An 18,072-nucleotide genomic window follows, 5' to 3' on the forward strand; every position below is an offset into this window, starting at 1 on the left:
GGTTGCCATGGTTCAACGCTCTACTGCTGTCTGGGGGTCAAAATCCCTTTTATCCTGTTTACCTTTTGGTGTCGGTCACGCATCGGAAGGGGTTTGTCTTCTACTGAAAATCGGTTCCTATCGCATACTTTTAGATTGCGGTTTGGCCGATATGCAACCCCTGACCGAAAACAAAAAACCACCCGTAGATCTGGTGTTCTGTAGTCATGCCCACAGCGATCACATCCGTGGGTTAATGGCTCTCCATCAGACCTATCCCCAATTGCCAGTTTATGCCAGTGAGGTGACAGTACAACTGCTGCCCCTACAATGGCCCGATTCTGCCGAGGAAATCGGCAGTTTCTGTCAGGGTTGGCCATGGCGATCACCGATCACTCTCTTTGATGATCTCACCGTCGAGATTTTTCCGGCCGGCCACCTACCCGGGGCCGCCGTGGTCTTATTCACCTACAAAACCCCCAAACGTACCTATAAAGTCCTCTATACCGGCGATTTTTCCCTATCTAATTTTCAACTGGTGGAAGGATTATCGATCGATCTGCTGCGGGGAATATCCCCCGATGTGCTGATTATTGAAGGCAGTTACGGCACAGAACGCCATCCCCACCGACGACAGCAGGAAAAACAGTTGATGAATCGCATCTATCATGCGATCGCTGAGGGGCAAAATGTCTTACTACCCGTCCCCGCTTTGGGATTGGGTCAAGAAATTTTAAAATTACTGCGATCGCATCATCAATTCACGGGTCGCGATATTGATATCTGGGTTGGGGGCAAGATCGCTAAAGCTTGCGATGCCTACCTAGAAATTTTACCACAATTTCCCGCATCTGTCCAGAATTTTGCCAAACATCAGCCCTTATTTTGGGATGAGCGCATCTGTCCCCGGTTGCGAAGGTTGCCAGAAAAACCGACACCTCTAGGGGGAACCACTCCGATAATTTTACTAATCGATCGCCTAGAGGAGGTGAGTAAATATCTGCAAGGGGATAAACCTTGGTTGATGTTAGTTCCCCAACACCTGCACGATATCAACCCGGAGAATCCCCGATTAAAAGCGGCACAGCGTTCGCGATTAATTAGCCAAGAAACCTATCTACTGGCTGAACATAGCGATAGTCGCAACACCACCCAACTAATCCATAACCTGCGACCGCAGCATATCATGTTCGTCCATGGCTCCCCCCTATATCTAGCGGATTTGACCAGTTTAGAAGAATTACAAAGCCGTTATCAACTCCATTCCCCGGCCGTGGGAACCCTGGTGGAATTGCCTATTGGCGATCGCTTTATGCAACCGACACCCCCGGCCCCCAGTCACTATGAGGGAGAATTAAATGAATCGGATTCGATCGTCACTATCACCTTACCAGAGTCGATCACCCGGGATCCCCGGTGGAGTAATTTCGCCGATACGGGACTGGTAGAAGCACGCTGGCAAGGGGAAGAATTATTATTGCGGGGAGTCTCCCAACGGGAATTATTAAGCGAGAGTCCCAATCGCATCACCAAAGCTTTAGAGGAGATGGATTGCTGTCGTGTCTGTGTCCACTACAAAAGTCAGCGCTGTTGGAATCCCGCTTCTCCCCTCTACGGTTTTAAAGTGGTTGCCGAAGGCTATTGTCCCGTTTTTGAAGCCAATATATAATTAGGGTCTGCTGAAAAAGTTGGTAGCTGGGGTTAGGAGTCGGTTTTTAGGAGTCACTATTCTGGGACTTCCTCCCTACAGAAATACTAAAAAACTAACAAAACCCTTAGATTTTAACTAAGAGGATGTTTGAAAAGGGTCACAGGTAGCCTAGTTGTCTAGGCAAGCCGCCTCAACATGAGTCGAATCATGCCGAGATAAATAAACGCCTCGAACTGTTCAACGTAGCTCAGGGAAAGAGTTTCGTGTCAATCCTCGTAGTCTTTGCTTAATCGTCGCCAATAGACCTCTTGCATAATTTTTTTATGGTAAAACAGACGGTTTGGCTTTTTTATTGATTTTTGGATAGAAGTTAAAAAAAGAATATAGTCATTTCAGATAAGTCTGATACAATCTAGACCAACAAAATCCTTATGAACTCTGGGATTGATATTCTCAATCTTAATTGAAATGACTATAGAACATATCTTCACATTTCTTAAAAGTTGCCAAACATTAATCCAGTGAAGGAGAATTGTAATTAATCAGGAGAATTTATTCTCAATTATAAAAATTAAGATAGTTTGTGCCGCTCAAATAAAGAGGTTTTGATAACCAAATTAAAGCATATCTAAAGAGTTTTGAGTTAAAAGTAAAACTTCAAGTTTTTATTTAAAACAAACGTACTGATTAACTAATTTTTTGGGGAAAATTAGTTAAACCACCACTATAACATATAATTAATTTACAATAATTCTACTGATAACTGATAACTGATTAAAGCCCACCCTAAAATACTATCTAAGCGATTAAAGATTTAACTTTACTAATGATACCAACTGGGTCAATACCTTGGTGGGGGAATTGTTCCCATAAACCGCCACAACCTTCATGGTGAGTACCGATGTAGGCGTATTTAGGAGTTAAACCGCGTTCGAGTAACCAAGAACCATAACGGCTACCTAAACCCGTACGACGGTTAAATGCTTCTACCACTAAAACAAAGGGAGAATTACCAACTTTAGCGATAATTTCTTCATCCACCCCATTGAGAGTCGGTTTATTAATTAAACCCACGTCGATCCCCTCTTGTTTTAAGCGTTCCACTGCATCTAAAGCGCGGTATAAACCATCGCCAAAGCTGATGATATAACCGGCAGTGCCTTCCCGAATTACTTCATCTTTTCCGGGAACAAAGGTGTAACCATCGCCAAAGAAATTATGGCCTTTAGTATCAAGAATATTGGGAGTTTTAGAACGAGTCGAGAAGATAAAACGTAAACCGGGTTGATGGAAAGTTGCCTCGACACAAGCGGTCATTTGTGCCGCATCGGCTGGGAAATAAAGACGGGTTTCGTAACCGTCATCGAGTCCATTATCGGCAAAGAAATTATTCAAACCAAAGTGACAGGTATTATCGGCCATGTCATCGATACCGGAATGGGAAAAATGACACAAAAGATTAGAATAATTCAAGCGGGCCATGGTGATTTCAGAAATACACATTTCTAGAAAAGCGGCAAAGGTGGCGAAAATTCCCTGTTTACCTTTTTCCATACCAAAACCAGCGGCTGCCGAAAGATTGCCCCGTTCCATAATACCGGAAGGAATAAACACTTCGGGATGTTTATCGTGGATAATTTTCAGACCACAGGAACCCTCTAAATCGCTATCTACTACTAATACCTTAGCCTTGCGTTCTTCCTCGCTCATTTTGCCTAAAAGACTGACTACTGCTTCGCCGAAAACATTGCGGTTAGAACCCCATTTATCCCCAGAACCGAGGAATTTATAGTCATTAGAAGGCTTCTTAATACTGTTGAGATATTCCACAGCGGCACTGTGTCCTTTTGCCTCTAAATATTTTAAAGCCAAGGGGACAGAAATCACATCATGACCGTGGTTAGAACCTTCTAAACCTTCAATACCGGGACACATGGGACGTTTATTAATAATCGCAATCGGGCCCGGAGTATTAATTGCTTCACAGATATTGCGATACAAACTATCGATATCTTCCCCATCTCCCACTAACACTTTTAGACCATGACCGGTGAGAGTTTTAGCCACATCATAACCGGGTAAATATTTGGAAGGATTACCGGCAATCGTCACATCATTATCATCAATAATCAGCTTAACATTAATGTGTTGAGCCACGGCTAAACGGGCAGCTTCCGCGTCATTGCCTTCCTGTTGAGAACCATCGGAACCTAAACAAAAAACGGTTTTTCCGGGGTTAGCTAAAGCGACACCGTTAACGTAGGGCCACATATGTCCTAAACGGCCAGAACTAAATTTGACACCGGGGGTTAATCCTAATTCCGGGTGTCCGGGGAGTTTAGAATTGGCCTCGCGGTAGTGCATTAATTGTTCTGCGGGTAAAGAACCTTCTAACGCAGACATGAGATATTGAGTACCGACGCGGTGTCCTGCTTCATCGAAGAAGATTGGTACAAATTGACTAGGTTGACTGCGGAAAAGAGCATCGAGAATCACCACTTCCGGGACGGTATCGTAGGGACCGCCGGTGTGTCCACCCACACCCCGGGCCGCACCCGTGGCAGTAAAAAAGATGATAGCATCGCGAAAAAGTTGGATATTGGCTTTTAGGGCGCTTCTTTGGTCGTCGGTGAGGGTGGGGTTACTGGGGTCGAGACTGATGGGTTTATAGGCACTCAAATCGATGGGAAAGGTTGTCATCGTAGATTTTCCTTAATGTAGAGAAATAACTATAGTCAGGGAAATCATAGCCTAGAATGTCACCCGATCGATTGATTGAATAATTTCTTATCATTGGTGTAGTCCCTAATACAAAAGTTTTACCCCTGCTGGGATAGCTTCCACTGTCCAGGACGGGGGAAATCTTAAAAAAGATAGGAGAAAAAAAGCTGTTCTTGAGGGCAATAGTCCAGAATGGCAGCTAAGACCAAGTAAAAAGGATAACCTTTGACTCGGTTTTCCTTTTCGGGAGGCGGTCGTAGGTCGTCAATATCAAATTAGGTTATACTTCATCTTTATGAGAAGGGCTGTCAGTTGATATTAATGCAATCTCTAGCCCAAAAATCGGCGCATAATTAACAAAAACTAGATTTAAGGTAAAAACTATGTGTTTAGGCATACCGGGACAAATTACGGCAATTATTGATGAAAACCATCATCTCGCTCTCGTCGATGTGGGGGGTGTAAAAAGAGAAGTAAATATCGCTTGTATTGTTGATGAAGACCATCCCGCTAATACTTGTGTAGGGGATTGGGTATTAGTTCATGTGGGTTTTGCCATGAATCGAATCGATGAAGATGAGGCGCAAGAAACCTTAAGTTTATTAACACAATTAGCAGAATTAGAGGCAGAATTTAATCATAATTAATGTTCTTAAAGTAGTCAACCATAAATTAATGCTGTTGTCTATCTATAAGAAATGTAAATTACGGCAATTATTACTGACGACCGACAGCTAAAAATGATAATTAAAGGAGATAAACTATGAAATACGTTGATGAATTTCGTGATCCAGTTAAAGCGTCGGGATTAATTCAACAAATAGAACAATTATCGATAAGAATCTCTGAAAAGCAGCAAAAAGTTACTAAAATTATGGAGGTTTGTGGAGGTCATACCCACTCAATTTTTAGATACGGTATCGAGGCAATACTTCCAGAAACTATCGAATTAATTCATGGTCCTGGATGTCCCGTTTGTGTGATGCCGCGAGGTCGTTTAGATGATGCCATTTTTCTCGCACAAAAACCGAACGTAATTCTGACAACTTTTGGCGATACTATGCGTGTTCCCGGTTCCCATTTGAGTCTGCTACAAGCGCGAGCAAAAGGTGATGATATTCGCATGGTTTATTCTCCTCGCGATGCCTTAAAAATTGCTAGAGAAAATCTCGATAAAGAAGTAATATTTTTAGCATTAGGGTTTGAAACAACCGTTCCTAGCACCGCTTTAACTGTTTTAGAAGCACAAAGAGATGGCATCACTAATTTTAGTTTATTTTCTAATCATGTGGTGATTATTCCCGCTCTGAAAGTTTTGTTAGATAACCCAGATTTACAGTTAGACGGTTTTGTTGGTCCTGGTCATGTTAGCATGGTAATTGGCACAGAACCCTATCAAGTTATTGCCCAAGAATATCATAAACCTGTGGTAGTTTCTGGGTTTGAACCCTTGGATATTCTCCAATCAATTTGGATGGTATTAAAACAATTAGATGAGCAGAGATGTGAGATAGAAAATCAGTACGATCGAGTGGTACAAAATCAAGGAAATAGAGTCGCTTTATCGGCAATCAAGCAAGTTTTTGAACTGCGGGATCAGTTTGAATGGCGAGGTTTAGGAGAAATTGCTCAAGGAGGGTTAAAACTGCGAGATGAGTACAGTAATTTTGATGCGGAGAAAAAATTTACCCTACCCAATCAGCGTGTTAAAGATCACAAAGCTTGTCAGTGTGGCGAAATTCTTAAAGGTGTTTTAAAACCCTGGGAATGTAAAGTATTTGGGACTGCTTGTACTCCCGAACACCCCATCGGCACTTGTATGGTTTCTAGTGAAGGTGCTTGTGCCGCTTATTATAAGTATGGTAGAAATCAATAGATTTTTTTTACTGATTAGGTTCCTTTCTGGTGAGAAAACGCTAGAATTCTCACCAGAAAAAATTAACAGTCTCTCGGTGATAAAAAAAAATGAAGATCAAAAATAATCTGGGTTTATTTGGCTTAACTACCTCTCTACTGCTAATTATCGCTTCCGAAATCGTTCTTGCTTCCCAAGAACAAACCCTAGAACTGCAACCAAGTCAACTCCCCAGCGCCGATTTTTTCAAACCCGTCACCAATCTAATTAAAGATTTAAACCATCAGGGAGTAACTATCACCGATCCCAATGATCCCATGGCGGTGCGCTACCGAGTCAATTCCCCCTGTCGCGGTTGTGCGGTTTATCTAGGCACGGGAGTTGCCAATCCTCGCACCCAGACTAATAATAATGGCATGGGAATCAATTTTGGTCTTGGTTTCACCATGCCTTTTTCACCCTAAATACCGATGACATATTTACGCCATTCGTGATTGTGATTCCCCCTGGTGTGCTTTAATAGCTCAAAGTGGAGACTGCTGTAGGGACGACGTGGCTGGGCGAGTAGGGACATATTGGCCTCTTTTGGTGTACGATTGCCCTTATGCACATTACAACGCACACAAGCCGCCACTAAATTCTCCCAAGTGTCACCCCCTCCGCGAGAACGGGGAATCACATGATCAATGGTTAATTGTTCACCTCGGTAGAGACAGTATTGACAGGTGTGATGATCTCGTTCGAGAATATTACGACGGGTTAAAGGAATTTCCTTGTAGGGAACACGGACGTATTGCCTAAGACGGATAACGGAAGGTAGGGGTAAGTCACGACAAACCACTTTTCCGTTATGTTCTAGGGATTCAGCTTTTCCTTTCAATAATAAAACGATCGCACGCCGCCAACTGGTAATATTTAGCGGTTCGTAGGAGGCATTCAACACGAGAACCTTGCTCATAGGTGTCTGGAGATCGCTTGAATTTACCCCGAATGGTAACACATATCACTCGGATTGGGACCTATTATACTCAATCCGTTGAGCATAGGCTACATATCAGGACAGCCGAACGGCAAGAGGCACTCATGCAAAAGGGTCTTGAGGTTGATGCGTTTCATTTTTGAATTGGCGAAGCTAGTTCGAGAGTTTGAATGCTCAGGACGATGCCAAAGCAGCAATGCCGACCTCTAGTTTAGAATGGGTTTGTAGGGGGAACGAAAAATACTCAAGAATCTGATTGAAATTGATGGTGCTAAACAAGTAATGATAAATCCAAAGAGGAATTATAGTGATAGATAAAATACTATATCTCCCGGATCCGTAGGCAATTTTGGACAATTAGGCATGGCGGAGAGACACTTGATTTTTAGCGACTATTCTATCATCATTACTTCTTGAGGACTACCGTAAAAAGCAAAAAGCGGCCAGATTTGCCTTTTGTTCCCTCTTATCTATTCCTCTCAATAATTTCGACTCAAATCATGAAAAAACGCTTACAATGGCTAGGTTTAATCCTGATCACCCTGATAGGTGTCCTAGCTTTTCGTTCCCCAGCAATTGCCCAAACCCCGCGACATTTTACCGATTTAACTTTTCCTCCCCTTCCTGAAGTTACAGTTCCCCAATACGAGCGCTATCAACTAGATAATGGGATGGTGGTTTATTTAGTGGAGGATCGGAGCTTACCTTTAGTAAGTGGTACGGCGATGATTCGGACGGGAGGAAGATTAGAATCCGGGGAAAAAGTCGGATTAGCCGATATTACTGGAACCGTGCTGCGTAGTGGTGGCACGGAAAAACATCCTTCTAATGTCTTAAATCAGTTATTAGAACAAAGAGCAGCCCTAGTAGAAACCTCGATCGATCTTAACGCTGGAACTGCTAGTTTTAGCGCTCTTAGTGAAGATTTAGAAACCGTTTTTAATCTCTTTGCTGAGGTTTTGCGTTCCCCAACTTTTGAAAATCAGAGAGTGGAATTAGCCAAAGTTCAGGAAAAAGGAGCAATTGCCCGACGTAATGATGATCCCAGTGATATTGCTAGTCGGGAGTTTAAAAAGCTAGTCTATGGTGATAATAGTCCCTACGCTCGTACTGTAGAATATAGCACTTTAGCTAATATTGACCGTCAGGATTTAATCGATTTTTATCGCACCTATGTCCGTCCCGACCAAATAATTTTAGGAATTGTCGGTGATTTTGATTCTCCGTCGATGAAAGCATTAATCAATAAGACTTTTGGCGATTGGAAAAATCCCGCCACTGCCACTAAAATTGTCACCCCTTCGGCAACCCAAAAAAATCTTCAAGGTGTTTTTGTCGTCAATCAACCCCAATTAACCCAGAGTAGCGTTTTATTAGGTCATCTTGGGGGTCGTTTGGATAGTCCCGACTATCCCGCTTTAACGGTATTAAATGAGATTTTAAGCGGTTTTGGTGGTCGTTTATTTAATGAAGTGCGTTCCCGTCAAGGATTAGCTTATTCTGTCTATGGTGTCTGGAATAGTCGTTATGATTATCCCGGTTTATTTATTGCCGGAGGTCAAACTCGCACCGATGCTACCGTACCTTTTATTAAGGCAATTTTAGGCGAAATCGAGCGCCTTCGCAATCAACCCGTTACTGCCAAAGAATTAGAAGACGCTAAAAATGCTATTCTCAATTCTTTTGTTTTTAAGTTTGAGAAACCTGCTCAAAATTTATCGCGATTGATGACTTATGAATATTATGGTTATCCCCAAGATTTTATCTTCCGTTATCAACAAGCGGTAAAAGGGGTGACAATTGCCGATATTCAACGAGTGGCCCAACAATATCTACAACCGAATCAAATTGTGACTCTTGTGGTGGGTAATGAACAGGAAATTCAACCTCCTTTATCCAGTTTGGGAACTACGGTTAAAACTGTTGATGTCACCATCACACAAATATAAATAACTGTAGAGATGTCGGGTGTGTTACATGACGCTAACACACCTGAGAAAAATTTCCTTTTAAATGTTGACAAATTGCCTATCATAAAAGCATAGTCTTCATCAATTCCCCAGAGACTTTTAGGGTTAGTATGTAATGCTCATCGAATTTAGTGTCGGTAATTATCGGTCTTTTAAGGATGTAGTTACTCTCAGTATGGTGGCTGCAGATGAAGCAGCAGATAATGATGAGCTTGATAAAAATAATGTTTTTAAGGTTAATCAGAATTTTAGTTTACTAAAAAGTGCTGCTATTTATGGAGCAAATGCTAGTGGTAAGAGTAATTTGATTCTGGCCTTATATTTTATGCAAAGTTTTGTCATTAATTCCTCGAAATTACAAATTACAGATAAGATAGATTTAGAAAAATTTCGATTAAGTTCTGAAACCGAAGATAAACCTTCTTTTTTTAAGATAGTTTTTTATCTAGATAATAAGACCTATGAATATAGCTTTGAAGTCACTCAAGAGCGAGTAATTTCTGAGGGGTTATCTTGCACGCCCAAAACTCGTAAAACTAATATATTTAGTCGTGAAAAAGATAAAATTAAATATAGTAAAAGTCTGATGAAGGGCAAAGATGTCAAAGATTTAACTAAAAAAAATACCTTATTTCTATCGATTGCTGCTCAGTTTAATGATCCGTTAGCAGGTAAGATTTTACTCTGGTTTAGTAGGTTAAAGATTATATCGGGTTCGCAACTTGAAAATTTAAGACAGCTATCTATTGACTATCTTTCTAGAGAGCAAAATCTTAAAAATGAAATCGTTTTCTTAATTAAAAAATTAGATTTGAGTATCAAGGATATGAGTATAGAAGTGGGACGGAAACCCCTAGATAATTTTCATAAGGATATTCCAGATACAGTTTACAACTCCATTGAAACCTATCATGAAAAGTATGATTTAGAGGGAAAGGTAATCGGGTTAGAAAGCTTTCAACTGAATAAACATGAGTCGCGTGGCACTCAAAAATTATTTGCTTTATTAGCACCTATTTTATCGGTTTTAAAAGCAAGTGAGGTATTAATAATTGATGAACTGGATTCCCTACTGCATCCCTTAATGGCAATAGCAATTATTGGATTATTTAACTCTCAACAAACAAACCCTAAAAATGCTCAACTTATTTTTGCTACTCATGATGTTAATTTACTTAGTAATCAACTGTTTAGAAGAGATCAAATCTGGTTTACCGAAAAAAATCGCCAAGAAGCAACGGATTTATATTCTCTGGTCGAATTTGACATTGATAATAATGCTTCCTTTGAACAAGATTATATTCAAGGTCGCTATGGTGCCATACCTTTTATTGGTGATTTAAGCAAAGTTATAGGTGATTATTATGGCTAAAAAAGATGGTAATTATAGTTATTTAAAACGTCAAGCTAACAGGAGACAGCCAAGGGAAATATTTTTGATTGTTTGTGAAGGAGAAAAGACTGAATACTATTACTTTACTTGTTTGAGGGAAGATTTAAAATCTAATAACATTAAAATAAAAGTTAAGGGAGAAGGTCAAAATACCTTGAGTTTAGTCAAGAAAGCAATTAATATTAAAAACAATGAAAAATCAGCATCTTACGATCAAGTTTGGTGTGTTTTTGATAAAGATAATTATACCAAAGAGCAATTTAATCAAGCTGAGGGACTTGCCCAAAAAGAAAATATCAAGATTGCCTATTCTAATGAAGCCTTTGAAATTTGGTATATTTTGCACTTTCAATATCTTGATACTGCTACACCTAGAGATAGATACGGGAGTATTTTAACTAATCAAATGAGAAAACTTGGATTAGTTTGCGAGAAAGAAAAATATGAAAAAAACCGAGAGAATATCTATGAAAAATTAAAGCCTTATCAGCCTACAGCGATTATCAACGCCGAAAAACTTATTAAACGGCGAGATGAATTAAAACAACATCCTTTTGATCCCCATCCTTCCACTACCGTACATGAATTAGTGAGGGAACTCAATAAAAATAGTCGATCTTAAACTTAACTATTTTGAGATAACTAAGGCTATCATTCAGGAAAGTTACTGTTGAGACTCCTGATTAGTTTGTTAATTTTTATGTCAAGTACCTAGACAATTAAACCCTTTAGAGATAGGGTGAGCGTGGCTGAGTTGGCTATTGTAGAGTTTTGTAAATAAATATCAAACTCAAGGGTTTTTGAAGATGGTATGTCGCTAAACTGAAAGTATAAAGTACAGAGGTAAAAATACTTATGATGCTACTACAAGATGTTGCGAGAACCTCTAGAGAACAAGCATTAATTCTGTGGTTTGAAGAAGTAGACAGCAAAGATGTGGGATTAGTCGGTGGCAAAAACTCCTCCTTAGGCGAAATGATCCAACAATTAACCCCGAAAGGGATTAATGTCCCCACAGGATTCGCCACCACCGCTTACGCTTACCGTCACTTTGTCGAAAAAGCCGGACTAGACGCACAATTAAGACAAATTTTCCAAGATTTAGACGAAAACGATGTGCAGAACCTGCAAGAAAAAGGTAAACAAGCACGCACATTAATCCTCAATACACCGTTCCCCGATGATTTAAGTCATGCGATCGCTATTGCCTATCGCCGACTCTGTGAACGTTATGGCGATGATCTCTATCATTCCATCGATGTGGCCGTTCGATCGAGTGCCACTGCCGAAGACTTACCAGAAGCGAGTTTTGCCGGACAACAGGAAACCTATCTCAACGTGCAAGGGGTGAGGGGAGTTTTAGAAGCTTGCCATAAATGTTTTGCCTCTTTATTCACCGATCGCGCTATTTCCTACCGTCATCATAACGGTTTCGATCACTTTGCCGTCGCCCTTTCCGTCGGTGTCCAAAAAATGGTGCGTTCAGATCTAGCCACCTCTGGGGTGATGTTTTCCATCGATACGGAAACAGGGTTCAAAAATGCCACTTTAATCACCGCAGCCTACGGTTTAGGGGAAAATGTCGTGCAAGGAGCCGTTAACCCCGACGAATATCTGGTTTTTAAACCCACTCTTAAAAACGGTTACAAACCCATCCTCGACAAACGCCTCGGCAGTAAAGCCATCAAGATGATCTACGATGATGGAGGATCGCGTCTAACCAAGAATATCCGAGTTAACAAGCTAGAACAGGATCAATTCTGCATTAGTGACCAAGAAATCCTCACTTTAGCCCGTTGGACGACCCAAATCGAGGAACATTACTCGCAAGTGCGCGGAACCTACACCCCCATGGATATCGAATGGGCAAAAGATGGGATCACGGGAGAACTCTTTATCGTTCAGGCCCGTCCAGAAACCGTACAATCGCAAAAAGCCGCTAATATCCTTAAATCCTACGAAATTAAAGAAAGAAGTCAAGTTTTAGCGGTGGGACGGAGTGTAGGTGCGGCAATCGGTCAAGGAAAAGCCAGAGTCATCCTCAGTGTAGATAAAATCAACAACTTTAAACCGGGAGAAGTTCTCGTCACCAATCGCACGGATCCCGACTGGGAACCGATTATGAAACAAGCAAGCGCGATCGTTACTAATCAAGGTGGTCGTACTTGCCATGCCGCTATTATCGCACGAGAAATGGGTATTCCGGCGATCGTGGGTTGCAATAATGCCACGGAAACGATTAAAACCGGTCAGGAAGTCACCGTTTGCTGTGCGGAAGGGGATGAAGGGAAAGTTTACCTCGGATTGCTACCCTTTGAAATTCTTGAAACTCCCCTGGACAATTTGCCCCAAACTCGGACAAAAATCCTCATGAATATCGGTAATCCCGAAAAAGCCTTCGCTTTTGCCGATATTCCTGCCCAAGGGGTCGGTTTAGCGCGTCTAGAGTTTATTATCGCTAACCACATTCAGGCCCACCCCAGCGCCTTGCTGAAATTCCACGAATTGGAAGAAGGAGACGTAAAAGACCAAATCGCCGAATTAACCAAGCACTACGAGGATAAACCCCAATTTTTCGTCGATAAATTGGCCCGGGGGATTGCCATGATTGCAGCCGCATTTTACCCCAAAGATGTAATTGTGCGGATGTCCGATTTTAAATCCAATGAATACGCTAATTTATTGGGTGGCAAACCCTTTGAACCCAAGGAAGAAAACCCGATGATCGGTTGGCGCGGCGCTTCCCGTTATACTGATCCTAATTATCGCGAGGCTTTCGCTTTGGAATGTCGGGCGCTGAAAATGGTCCGGGAAGAAATGGGATTAACTAATGTGATTCCGATGATTCCTTTCTGTCGTACTCCCGAAGAAGGGATGAGAGTCCTTGAAGAAATGGCGAAAAATGGTCTCGAACGCGGGGTTGATGGTTTGCAAGTTTATGTGATGTGTGAGTTACCAAGTAATGTAATTCTTGCCGACCAATTTGCTCAGGTGTTTGACGGATTTTCGATCGGTTCTAATGATTTGACCCAATTAACCTTAGGATTAGATCGGGATTCTGCCCTAGTTGCCCATCTTTTTGATGAACGGAATGAGGGAGTTAAACGCATGGTGAAAATGGCTATTGAAACCGCTAAAGCCCATAATCGCAAAATCGGTATCTGTGGTCAAGCCCCCAGTGATTATCCCGAATTTGCTCAATTTTTAGTGGAATTAGGCATCGATTCTATCAGTCTTAATCCTGATTCTGTCCTCAAAACTTTATTGATGGTGGCAGCAGTGGAGCAAGGACAATAGTTTAGTGATAAAGGTGGGCAAGTCCCACCTTTTTTTGTCTTGATATAAGTAGGGTTTGCTGAAAAAGTTTGTTGGTGGGGTTAGTAGCCGCCGACAGGTCAAAAGCCTTATTTTAAAAGGGTTTTAGCATTATTCAGCAAGCCCTAAATAATATAAAAATTTAGGGTGTATTACTCTATGCTAACACACCCAAAACTCAAGATTTTCTTGCAGTCTTTAAACCCCCGCTAATTGTTGTAATTGCAAGAGAGGAGCAAAGGTATTGATATTAACATTAGTCATCACTGTTTCTTCTCCTGCGGCACATTCATAAACCACATAAGTCCAGATACCCGAATTATCTTCCTCGGCACTTTCTCCCTCATAAAAAGTGATTGTACCGTCATCTTCGCACTCGTAATAAGCGGAATAAACATCCTCCCATTCGCAATCGGAATCATTCATGGTTTCCTGAATTACCGTTAGTACCCCTGCGATGTGATGGGGTTGGGTTTCCACCTGCACTAAACGTTCTTCTTCCCAGATAAAATTATGCAGTTCTAGAGTCATATTTCTCCTTAGATATTAACAAATAATTAATTAAAATTTCCAACAGTGATTAGCATCCTTTAACGCGGCTTTTACCGTTAATAATTGACTAAAATTATCAAAGAAATAGAGCAAAATAAGATAGTAATTTCTTCTAAAATTAAGGCAGGTTTTTGATTATCACCAGAGGATAAATATCGATCCACCAGTTGATAACATTCATAGATTTTCAAGAATAATTATTAGTTTTTTAAGAGATGGCGGTACTTTTCTTGGAGATTTTCCGTTGCTTTGGTTAATTTTCCCTTTTCGTCTAGGATGGGTAGTTTCATGATTTCCGATGAAGCTTTAATTAAAAGTAGTACCTCCCGAAACTTGGCCACATCTTCCTCTAGATGGAGATTAAAATTAGCTCGTGACTCCAGTTCATTTAAACCCTTAATAGCTCTACTATTCAGACTATTAACCAGGTATTGTAACTCCTTAATTCTGCGCTGAACTTGTCCTAAAAAACCCTTACTTTTATCTAACTGAGCTATTTTATTATCCACTTCCTTGGCGTATTCGATAGCTTTAGTTAGGGCCTTTTTCCCTTCTCCTCCTAAGACAAAACCACCAATCATTAAAGCAGGTCCGACGGTAATACCTCCTAAAACCACTGTTCCCAGGGCCATACCACCACCACCAGCAGCTAAAGAACCACCTCCTAACCATGCTAAGGTAGCATTCCAAGCAGCTACCCCACTAAGTCCACTAATTGCTGTTCCTGTACTAGCAGTACCGAAAAGACCAATTAATCCTAGGGTTCCCTGACTGGCTGCCGAAGCGACTCCCACTACTTTTAAACCCCCCACAGCCAAACTTTGCGCGTCTAACACTTCTGCTTTAAATTCCTTGAATTGTTCGGCAGAAAATCCCTCAAACCCTTCTAAGAAGCGTTGATGGGATGGGGAGTAATTTTGACCAATTCTTTGACTATTTCTTTGATCAATTCTGCTAATAAACTTAATAAATCTGCCGATGGTGTTGATTTTGACATTAATTTGCAGTTGACCGTATTCTTCCGCGAATTTTTGGGTAGCTTGAAACTTTTTTTCTAGGGATTTATTGGCTTTTTTGTATCTTTGTTCGGCACTTTTGCCAATTTTTTCCGCCTTTTGTAGCTTGGAGACACCATCAGCACCAGCACTAACACCCACACCAGCAGTAACTAAGGCAGCCGCACCAAGAATAATCGGGATAATAAAGATCATGACCAAAAATCTCCTAGTCTATAGAATTACGGCTCTCTTGTTCTTTGTGTGATAAGTTTAACTTATATAGAAGTGATCAATCTTTGTGTCCTTTGTGTCTTTGTGGTTCGTTCCACGCACTCACCAGCAAGACTGTATTTTAGAACACATTTTACCCACCAAACCTAAGAGAGCCCTGAGGATTTATAACTTGCGTTCGTAACTTAACAACGTATTTTTTAATAACATTGCCACTGTCATCGGACCGACACCACCCGGTACAGGAGTAAGATAACTAGCTACTTCTAAAACTCCAGCATAGTCCACATCCCCCACCAAACGGTCAGCGACGCGATTAATACCCACATCCACCACCACCGCACCAGGTTTTACCATATCCGGGGTGATTAAATTCGCTTTACCGACCGCAGGTACTAAAATATCGGCACTTCTGGTTATTTCTGCCAGATTTTCCGTGCGCGAGTGAGCAATAGTTACCGTAGCGTTTTCCTCCAATAACATTAAAGCTAAAGGTTTCCCCACTAGAATGCTGCGACCCAGCACCACCGCGTGCTTACCAGCTATGGGAATATTATATTCTTTCAGCAGTGCCATGACCCCCGCAGGAGTACAACTGCGGATACAGTCCTCACCCCGCACTAAACCGCCTAAATTGAGAGGATGTAAACCATCAGCATCTTTTTTCGGGTCAATTTGGTAGAGAAGGGAAACCGCGTCTAAATGCTTAGGTAAGGGTAATTGAATTAAAATCCCGTCCACCCGCTCATCTTGATTGAGACGGACAATTTCCGCTAAAATTTCTAGTTCACTTGTATCGGTAGGAAAATGACGACCAAAAGAGGCCATACCGATTTTAGTACAAGCTTTCTCCTTATTGCGTACATAAACGGCACTAGCAGGATTATCCCCCACCATCAACACCGCTAACCCCGGAGGTCTTCCCATTGGAGATTTTAGCGTCTGGATGCGCTCTCCTAGACCAAGCTGGATTTTTTGAGCTAAGGCTTTCCCGTCGAGAATTTGGCAAGTAGTTACGGACATTCTATGATAATACCGAGAACAAAAATCTTTCGGATCCATTCTATGGTCAAAAAGATTGGCTAATCGCACTCGTTAAGGTTAAAGCAAGAATGTCTATTCAGACTCGTCTAGGGCGCATCGGCAGTTTATTATTATTGCTAGGGTTATTCGGTTGTAGTACCCTTGCTGACCTCGGTATTGCCGTTCCCTACATCGGTGATCCTCCCCTAACAGCGATCGAGCAATTACAGGAAAAACCAAAAGGCGCTTTAGTTTATCTTAGGGGAACTGTCAGCAATTATGCCCCTTTTTTAGCGGGAGGAGCCTATCTTTTGCAGGATGGGTCTGGTAAGATTTGGATTCGCACCAATAGCAATAAATTACCCCGTCAAGGCGAAGAAATCGTCATTAAGGGCAAAATTGACTTTGAGGCTATTCCCCAGGGTTCTCAAACCGTTAACGAAGTGTATGTAGTGGAATTAGAACAGATGGATGCAGTAGCGGTTAATTCTCTTCCTACTCCTTCCCCGTCCCCAGAAATTAAACCTTCCCCCACCTCAGAAGTTAAACCCCCAGAAAACAATTCTCCCCCAGTCTCCACTAAACCCCTGGAAAATCCCCGACAGGTGACAATTCCCAGCGCAGCTGAAACAAAACCCCCAGAAACTCCCGTCGTTACCCCCGTTAAACCCAATCCCCCCGCGCAACCCGTCGCGGAAGCGATTCCCCCCAAACCCCCCGCAGTGGTTAAACCCATCCCAGATCCCCTCGATGCTTTCTTTTTACCCCATAAACAAAGCGAGAAATAGCTAGGGTGTGGGGTGTGGGGTGTGGGGTGTGGGGAGAATAAATAAAATAGTCTCCCGTCTCCTGTCTCCTGTCTCCTGTCTCCCGATAACTGATAACTGATAACTGATGATATTTGTTGCTTTGGCGATTTTAGAACAGGACGGTCGCTTTTTAATGCAGTTGCGCGACGACATCCCGACGATTCTCTATCCGGGGGTGTGGGGTTTATTTGGTGGTCACTTGGAAGCGGGTGAAAGTCCAGAAATAGGGTTAAAACGAGAGTTACAAGAAGAAATTAACTACGAAGCCCCTAGTTTACGCTATTTTCGCTCTTATAACGATGATAATCTCTCCCGTTATCTTTATCATGTACCCCTGACCGTGGAATTAGAAAAATTAGTGCAAACGGAAGGGCAAGATTTAGCATTATTACCTCCGGCTGCCATCCGTCAAGGGGAATACTATTCCCAGAAGATTAATCAGACTCGTCCTTTAGGAAAAATTCATCGCCAGATATTGCTCGATTTTATAGAACTAGAATTATAGTGGATACTAGAGCCAGACAAGGAACTCCCTTATCTATACGAAAGTCGTAGTTAACACTGCTCCTCACCTCCCTCGAAGGCAAAATGCTCCC

At 41.8% G+C, this 18,072-nt stretch carries 15 protein-coding genes; 10 read left to right on the forward strand and 5 right to left on the reverse strand.

Features of this window, described 5'->3' with window-relative positions; translation table 11 throughout:
• The first annotated feature begins 7 nt into the window (after nt 1–7).
• Entirely contained in the window at nt 8–1,648 is a 1,641-nt protein-coding gene (locus tag ACQY1X_RS00960; RefSeq protein WP_016517081.1) for an MBL fold metallo-hydrolase, read from the forward strand.
• A 780-nt stretch (nt 1,649–2,428) separates the two neighbouring features.
• On the opposite strand, the gene ACQY1X_RS00965 is transcribed toward ACQY1X_RS00960, so the two are convergent.
• On the reverse strand, nt 2,429–4,330 hold the full coding sequence (locus ACQY1X_RS00965; RefSeq protein WP_430015276.1) for a transketolase C-terminal domain-containing protein: 1,902 nt from the start codon (nt 4,328–4,330) through the stop codon (nt 2,429–2,431).
• Between the two features lie 404 nt (nt 4,331–4,734).
• On the opposite strand from ACQY1X_RS00965, the gene ACQY1X_RS00970 reads away from it, so the two are divergent.
• The 3 genes from ACQY1X_RS00970 (at nt 4,735) to ACQY1X_RS00980 (ending at nt 6,670) form a co-directional block, all read left to right on the forward strand.
• Nucleotides 4,735–4,998 carry a HypC/HybG/HupF family hydrogenase formation chaperone gene (locus tag ACQY1X_RS00970; RefSeq protein ID WP_004162041.1) on the forward strand — a complete coding sequence of 88 codons (264 nt, stop codon included), beginning with the start codon at nt 4,735–4,737 and terminating at the stop codon, nt 4,996–4,998.
• Nucleotides 4,999–5,114: 116 nt separating this feature from the next.
• Nucleotides 5,115–6,227, forward strand: a complete 1,113-nt coding sequence (gene hypD, locus ACQY1X_RS00975; protein ID WP_430013795.1) for a hydrogenase formation protein HypD — start codon at nt 5,115–5,117, stop codon at nt 6,225–6,227.
• Nucleotides 6,228–6,316: 89 nt separating this feature from the next.
• Nucleotides 6,317–6,670 carry a hypothetical protein gene (locus tag ACQY1X_RS00980; protein WP_430013796.1) on the forward strand — a complete coding sequence of 118 codons (354 nt, stop codon included), beginning with the start codon at nt 6,317–6,319 and terminating at the stop codon, nt 6,668–6,670.
• Here ACQY1X_RS00980 and ACQY1X_RS00985 read toward each other — a convergent pair.
• On the reverse strand, nt 6,667–7,164 hold the full coding sequence (locus ACQY1X_RS00985) for an HNH endonuclease (RefSeq protein ID WP_002751922.1): 498 nt from the start codon (nt 7,162–7,164) through the stop codon (nt 6,667–6,669). The genes ACQY1X_RS00980 and ACQY1X_RS00985 overlap by 4 nt on opposite strands.
• A 521-nt stretch (nt 7,165–7,685) precedes the next feature.
• Here ACQY1X_RS00985 and ACQY1X_RS00990 point away from each other — a divergent pair.
• From ACQY1X_RS00990 to ppsA, 4 genes are all read left to right on the forward strand, one after another.
• Nucleotides 7,686–9,134 carry a M16 family metallopeptidase gene (locus ACQY1X_RS00990; RefSeq protein WP_430013797.1) on the forward strand — a complete coding sequence of 483 codons (1,449 nt, stop codon included), beginning with the start codon at nt 7,686–7,688 and terminating at the stop codon, nt 9,132–9,134.
• Nucleotides 9,135–9,270: 136 nt separating this feature from the next.
• Nucleotides 9,271–10,527 (forward strand): AAA family ATPase, encoded by a 1,257-nt coding sequence (locus tag ACQY1X_RS00995; protein WP_002737351.1) that lies wholly within the window; start codon nt 9,271–9,273, stop codon nt 10,525–10,527.
• The gene (locus tag ACQY1X_RS01000) at nt 10,520–11,170 is read left to right on the forward strand and encodes an RloB family protein (protein ID WP_287636286.1); all 651 of its coding nucleotides are present in this window, start codon (nt 10,520–10,522) and stop codon (nt 11,168–11,170) included. The genes ACQY1X_RS00995 and ACQY1X_RS01000 overlap by 8 nt, the downstream gene beginning before the upstream one ends.
• A gap of 233 nt (nt 11,171–11,403) precedes the next feature.
• Complete coding sequence (gene ppsA / locus ACQY1X_RS01005; protein ID WP_002751914.1) at nt 11,404–13,845, forward strand: phosphoenolpyruvate synthase; 2,442 nt, start codon at nt 11,404–11,406, stop codon at nt 13,843–13,845.
• Nucleotides 13,846–14,061: 216 nt separating this feature from the next.
• On the opposite strand, the gene ACQY1X_RS01010 is transcribed toward ppsA, so the two are convergent.
• The 3 genes from ACQY1X_RS01010 to folD all read right to left on the reverse strand — a co-directional run bounded on the left by ACQY1X_RS01010 (nt 14,062) and on the right by folD (nt 16,667).
• On the reverse strand, nt 14,062–14,394 hold the full coding sequence (locus ACQY1X_RS01010) for a hypothetical protein (protein ID WP_430015277.1): 333 nt from the start codon (nt 14,392–14,394) through the stop codon (nt 14,062–14,064).
• A 221-nt stretch (nt 14,395–14,615) separates the two neighbouring features.
• Complete coding sequence (locus tag ACQY1X_RS01015; RefSeq protein ID WP_430015278.1) at nt 14,616–15,626, reverse strand: hypothetical protein; 1,011 nt, start codon at nt 15,624–15,626, stop codon at nt 14,616–14,618.
• Nucleotides 15,627–15,809: 183 nt separating this feature from the next.
• Nucleotides 15,810–16,667 (reverse strand): bifunctional methylenetetrahydrofolate dehydrogenase/methenyltetrahydrofolate cyclohydrolase FolD, encoded by an 858-nt coding sequence (gene folD, locus ACQY1X_RS01020; RefSeq protein ID WP_002735754.1) that lies wholly within the window; start codon nt 16,665–16,667, stop codon nt 15,810–15,812.
• An 89-nt stretch (nt 16,668–16,756) separates the two neighbouring features.
• On the opposite strand from folD, the gene ACQY1X_RS01025 reads away from it, so the two are divergent.
• Nucleotides 16,757–17,455, forward strand: a complete 699-nt coding sequence (locus tag ACQY1X_RS01025) for an OB-fold nucleic acid binding domain protein (RefSeq protein ID WP_123230233.1) — start codon at nt 16,757–16,759, stop codon at nt 17,453–17,455.
• 106 nt (nt 17,456–17,561) lie between these two features.
• Nucleotides 17,562–17,981 (forward strand): NUDIX hydrolase, encoded by a 420-nt coding sequence (locus ACQY1X_RS01030; protein ID WP_042790584.1) that lies wholly within the window; start codon nt 17,562–17,564, stop codon nt 17,979–17,981.
• Nucleotides 17,982–18,072 lie beyond the last annotated feature (91 nt).

The organism is Microcystis protocystis FBCC-A270, assembly GCF_050500235.1.
GTDB lineage: Bacteria > Cyanobacteriota > Cyanobacteriia > Cyanobacteriales > Microcystaceae > Microcystis > Microcystis ichthyoblabe_A.

What these genes read in the sequence shown, in the direction of transcription:
- ACQY1X_RS00960 (WP_016517081.1), top strand. Translation starts at nt 8, where the DNA reads ATGGTTCAACGCTCTACTGCTGTCTGGGGGTCAAAATCCCTTTTATCC.
- ACQY1X_RS00965 (WP_430015276.1), bottom strand. Translation starts at nt 4,330, where the DNA reads ATGACAACCTTTCCCATCGATTTGAGTGCCTATAAACCCATCAGTCTC.
- ACQY1X_RS00970 (WP_004162041.1), top strand. Translation starts at nt 4,735, where the DNA reads ATGTGTTTAGGCATACCGGGACAAATTACGGCAATTATTGATGAAAAC.
- hypD (WP_430013795.1), top strand. Translation starts at nt 5,115, where the DNA reads ATGAAATACGTTGATGAATTTCGTGATCCAGTTAAAGCGTCGGGATTA.
- ACQY1X_RS00980 (WP_430013796.1), top strand. Translation starts at nt 6,317, where the DNA reads ATGAAGATCAAAAATAATCTGGGTTTATTTGGCTTAACTACCTCTCTA.
- ACQY1X_RS00985 (WP_002751922.1), bottom strand. Translation starts at nt 7,164, where the DNA reads ATGAGCAAGGTTCTCGTGTTGAATGCCTCCTACGAACCGCTAAATATT.
- ACQY1X_RS00990 (WP_430013797.1), top strand. Translation starts at nt 7,686, where the DNA reads ATGAAAAAACGCTTACAATGGCTAGGTTTAATCCTGATCACCCTGATA.
- ACQY1X_RS00995 (WP_002737351.1), top strand. Translation starts at nt 9,271, where the DNA reads ATGCTCATCGAATTTAGTGTCGGTAATTATCGGTCTTTTAAGGATGTA.
- ACQY1X_RS01000 (WP_287636286.1), top strand. Translation starts at nt 10,520, where the DNA reads ATGGCTAAAAAAGATGGTAATTATAGTTATTTAAAACGTCAAGCTAAC.
- ppsA (WP_002751914.1), top strand. Translation starts at nt 11,404, where the DNA reads ATGATGCTACTACAAGATGTTGCGAGAACCTCTAGAGAACAAGCATTA.
- ACQY1X_RS01010 (WP_430015277.1), bottom strand. Translation starts at nt 14,394, where the DNA reads ATGACTCTAGAACTGCATAATTTTATCTGGGAAGAAGAACGTTTAGTG.
- ACQY1X_RS01015 (WP_430015278.1), bottom strand. Translation starts at nt 15,626, where the DNA reads ATGATCTTTATTATCCCGATTATTCTTGGTGCGGCTGCCTTAGTTACT.
- folD (WP_002735754.1), bottom strand. Translation starts at nt 16,667, where the DNA reads ATGTCCGTAACTACTTGCCAAATTCTCGACGGGAAAGCCTTAGCTCAA.
- ACQY1X_RS01025 (WP_123230233.1), top strand. Translation starts at nt 16,757, where the DNA reads ATGTCTATTCAGACTCGTCTAGGGCGCATCGGCAGTTTATTATTATTG.
- ACQY1X_RS01030 (WP_042790584.1), top strand. Translation starts at nt 17,562, where the DNA reads ATGATATTTGTTGCTTTGGCGATTTTAGAACAGGACGGTCGCTTTTTA.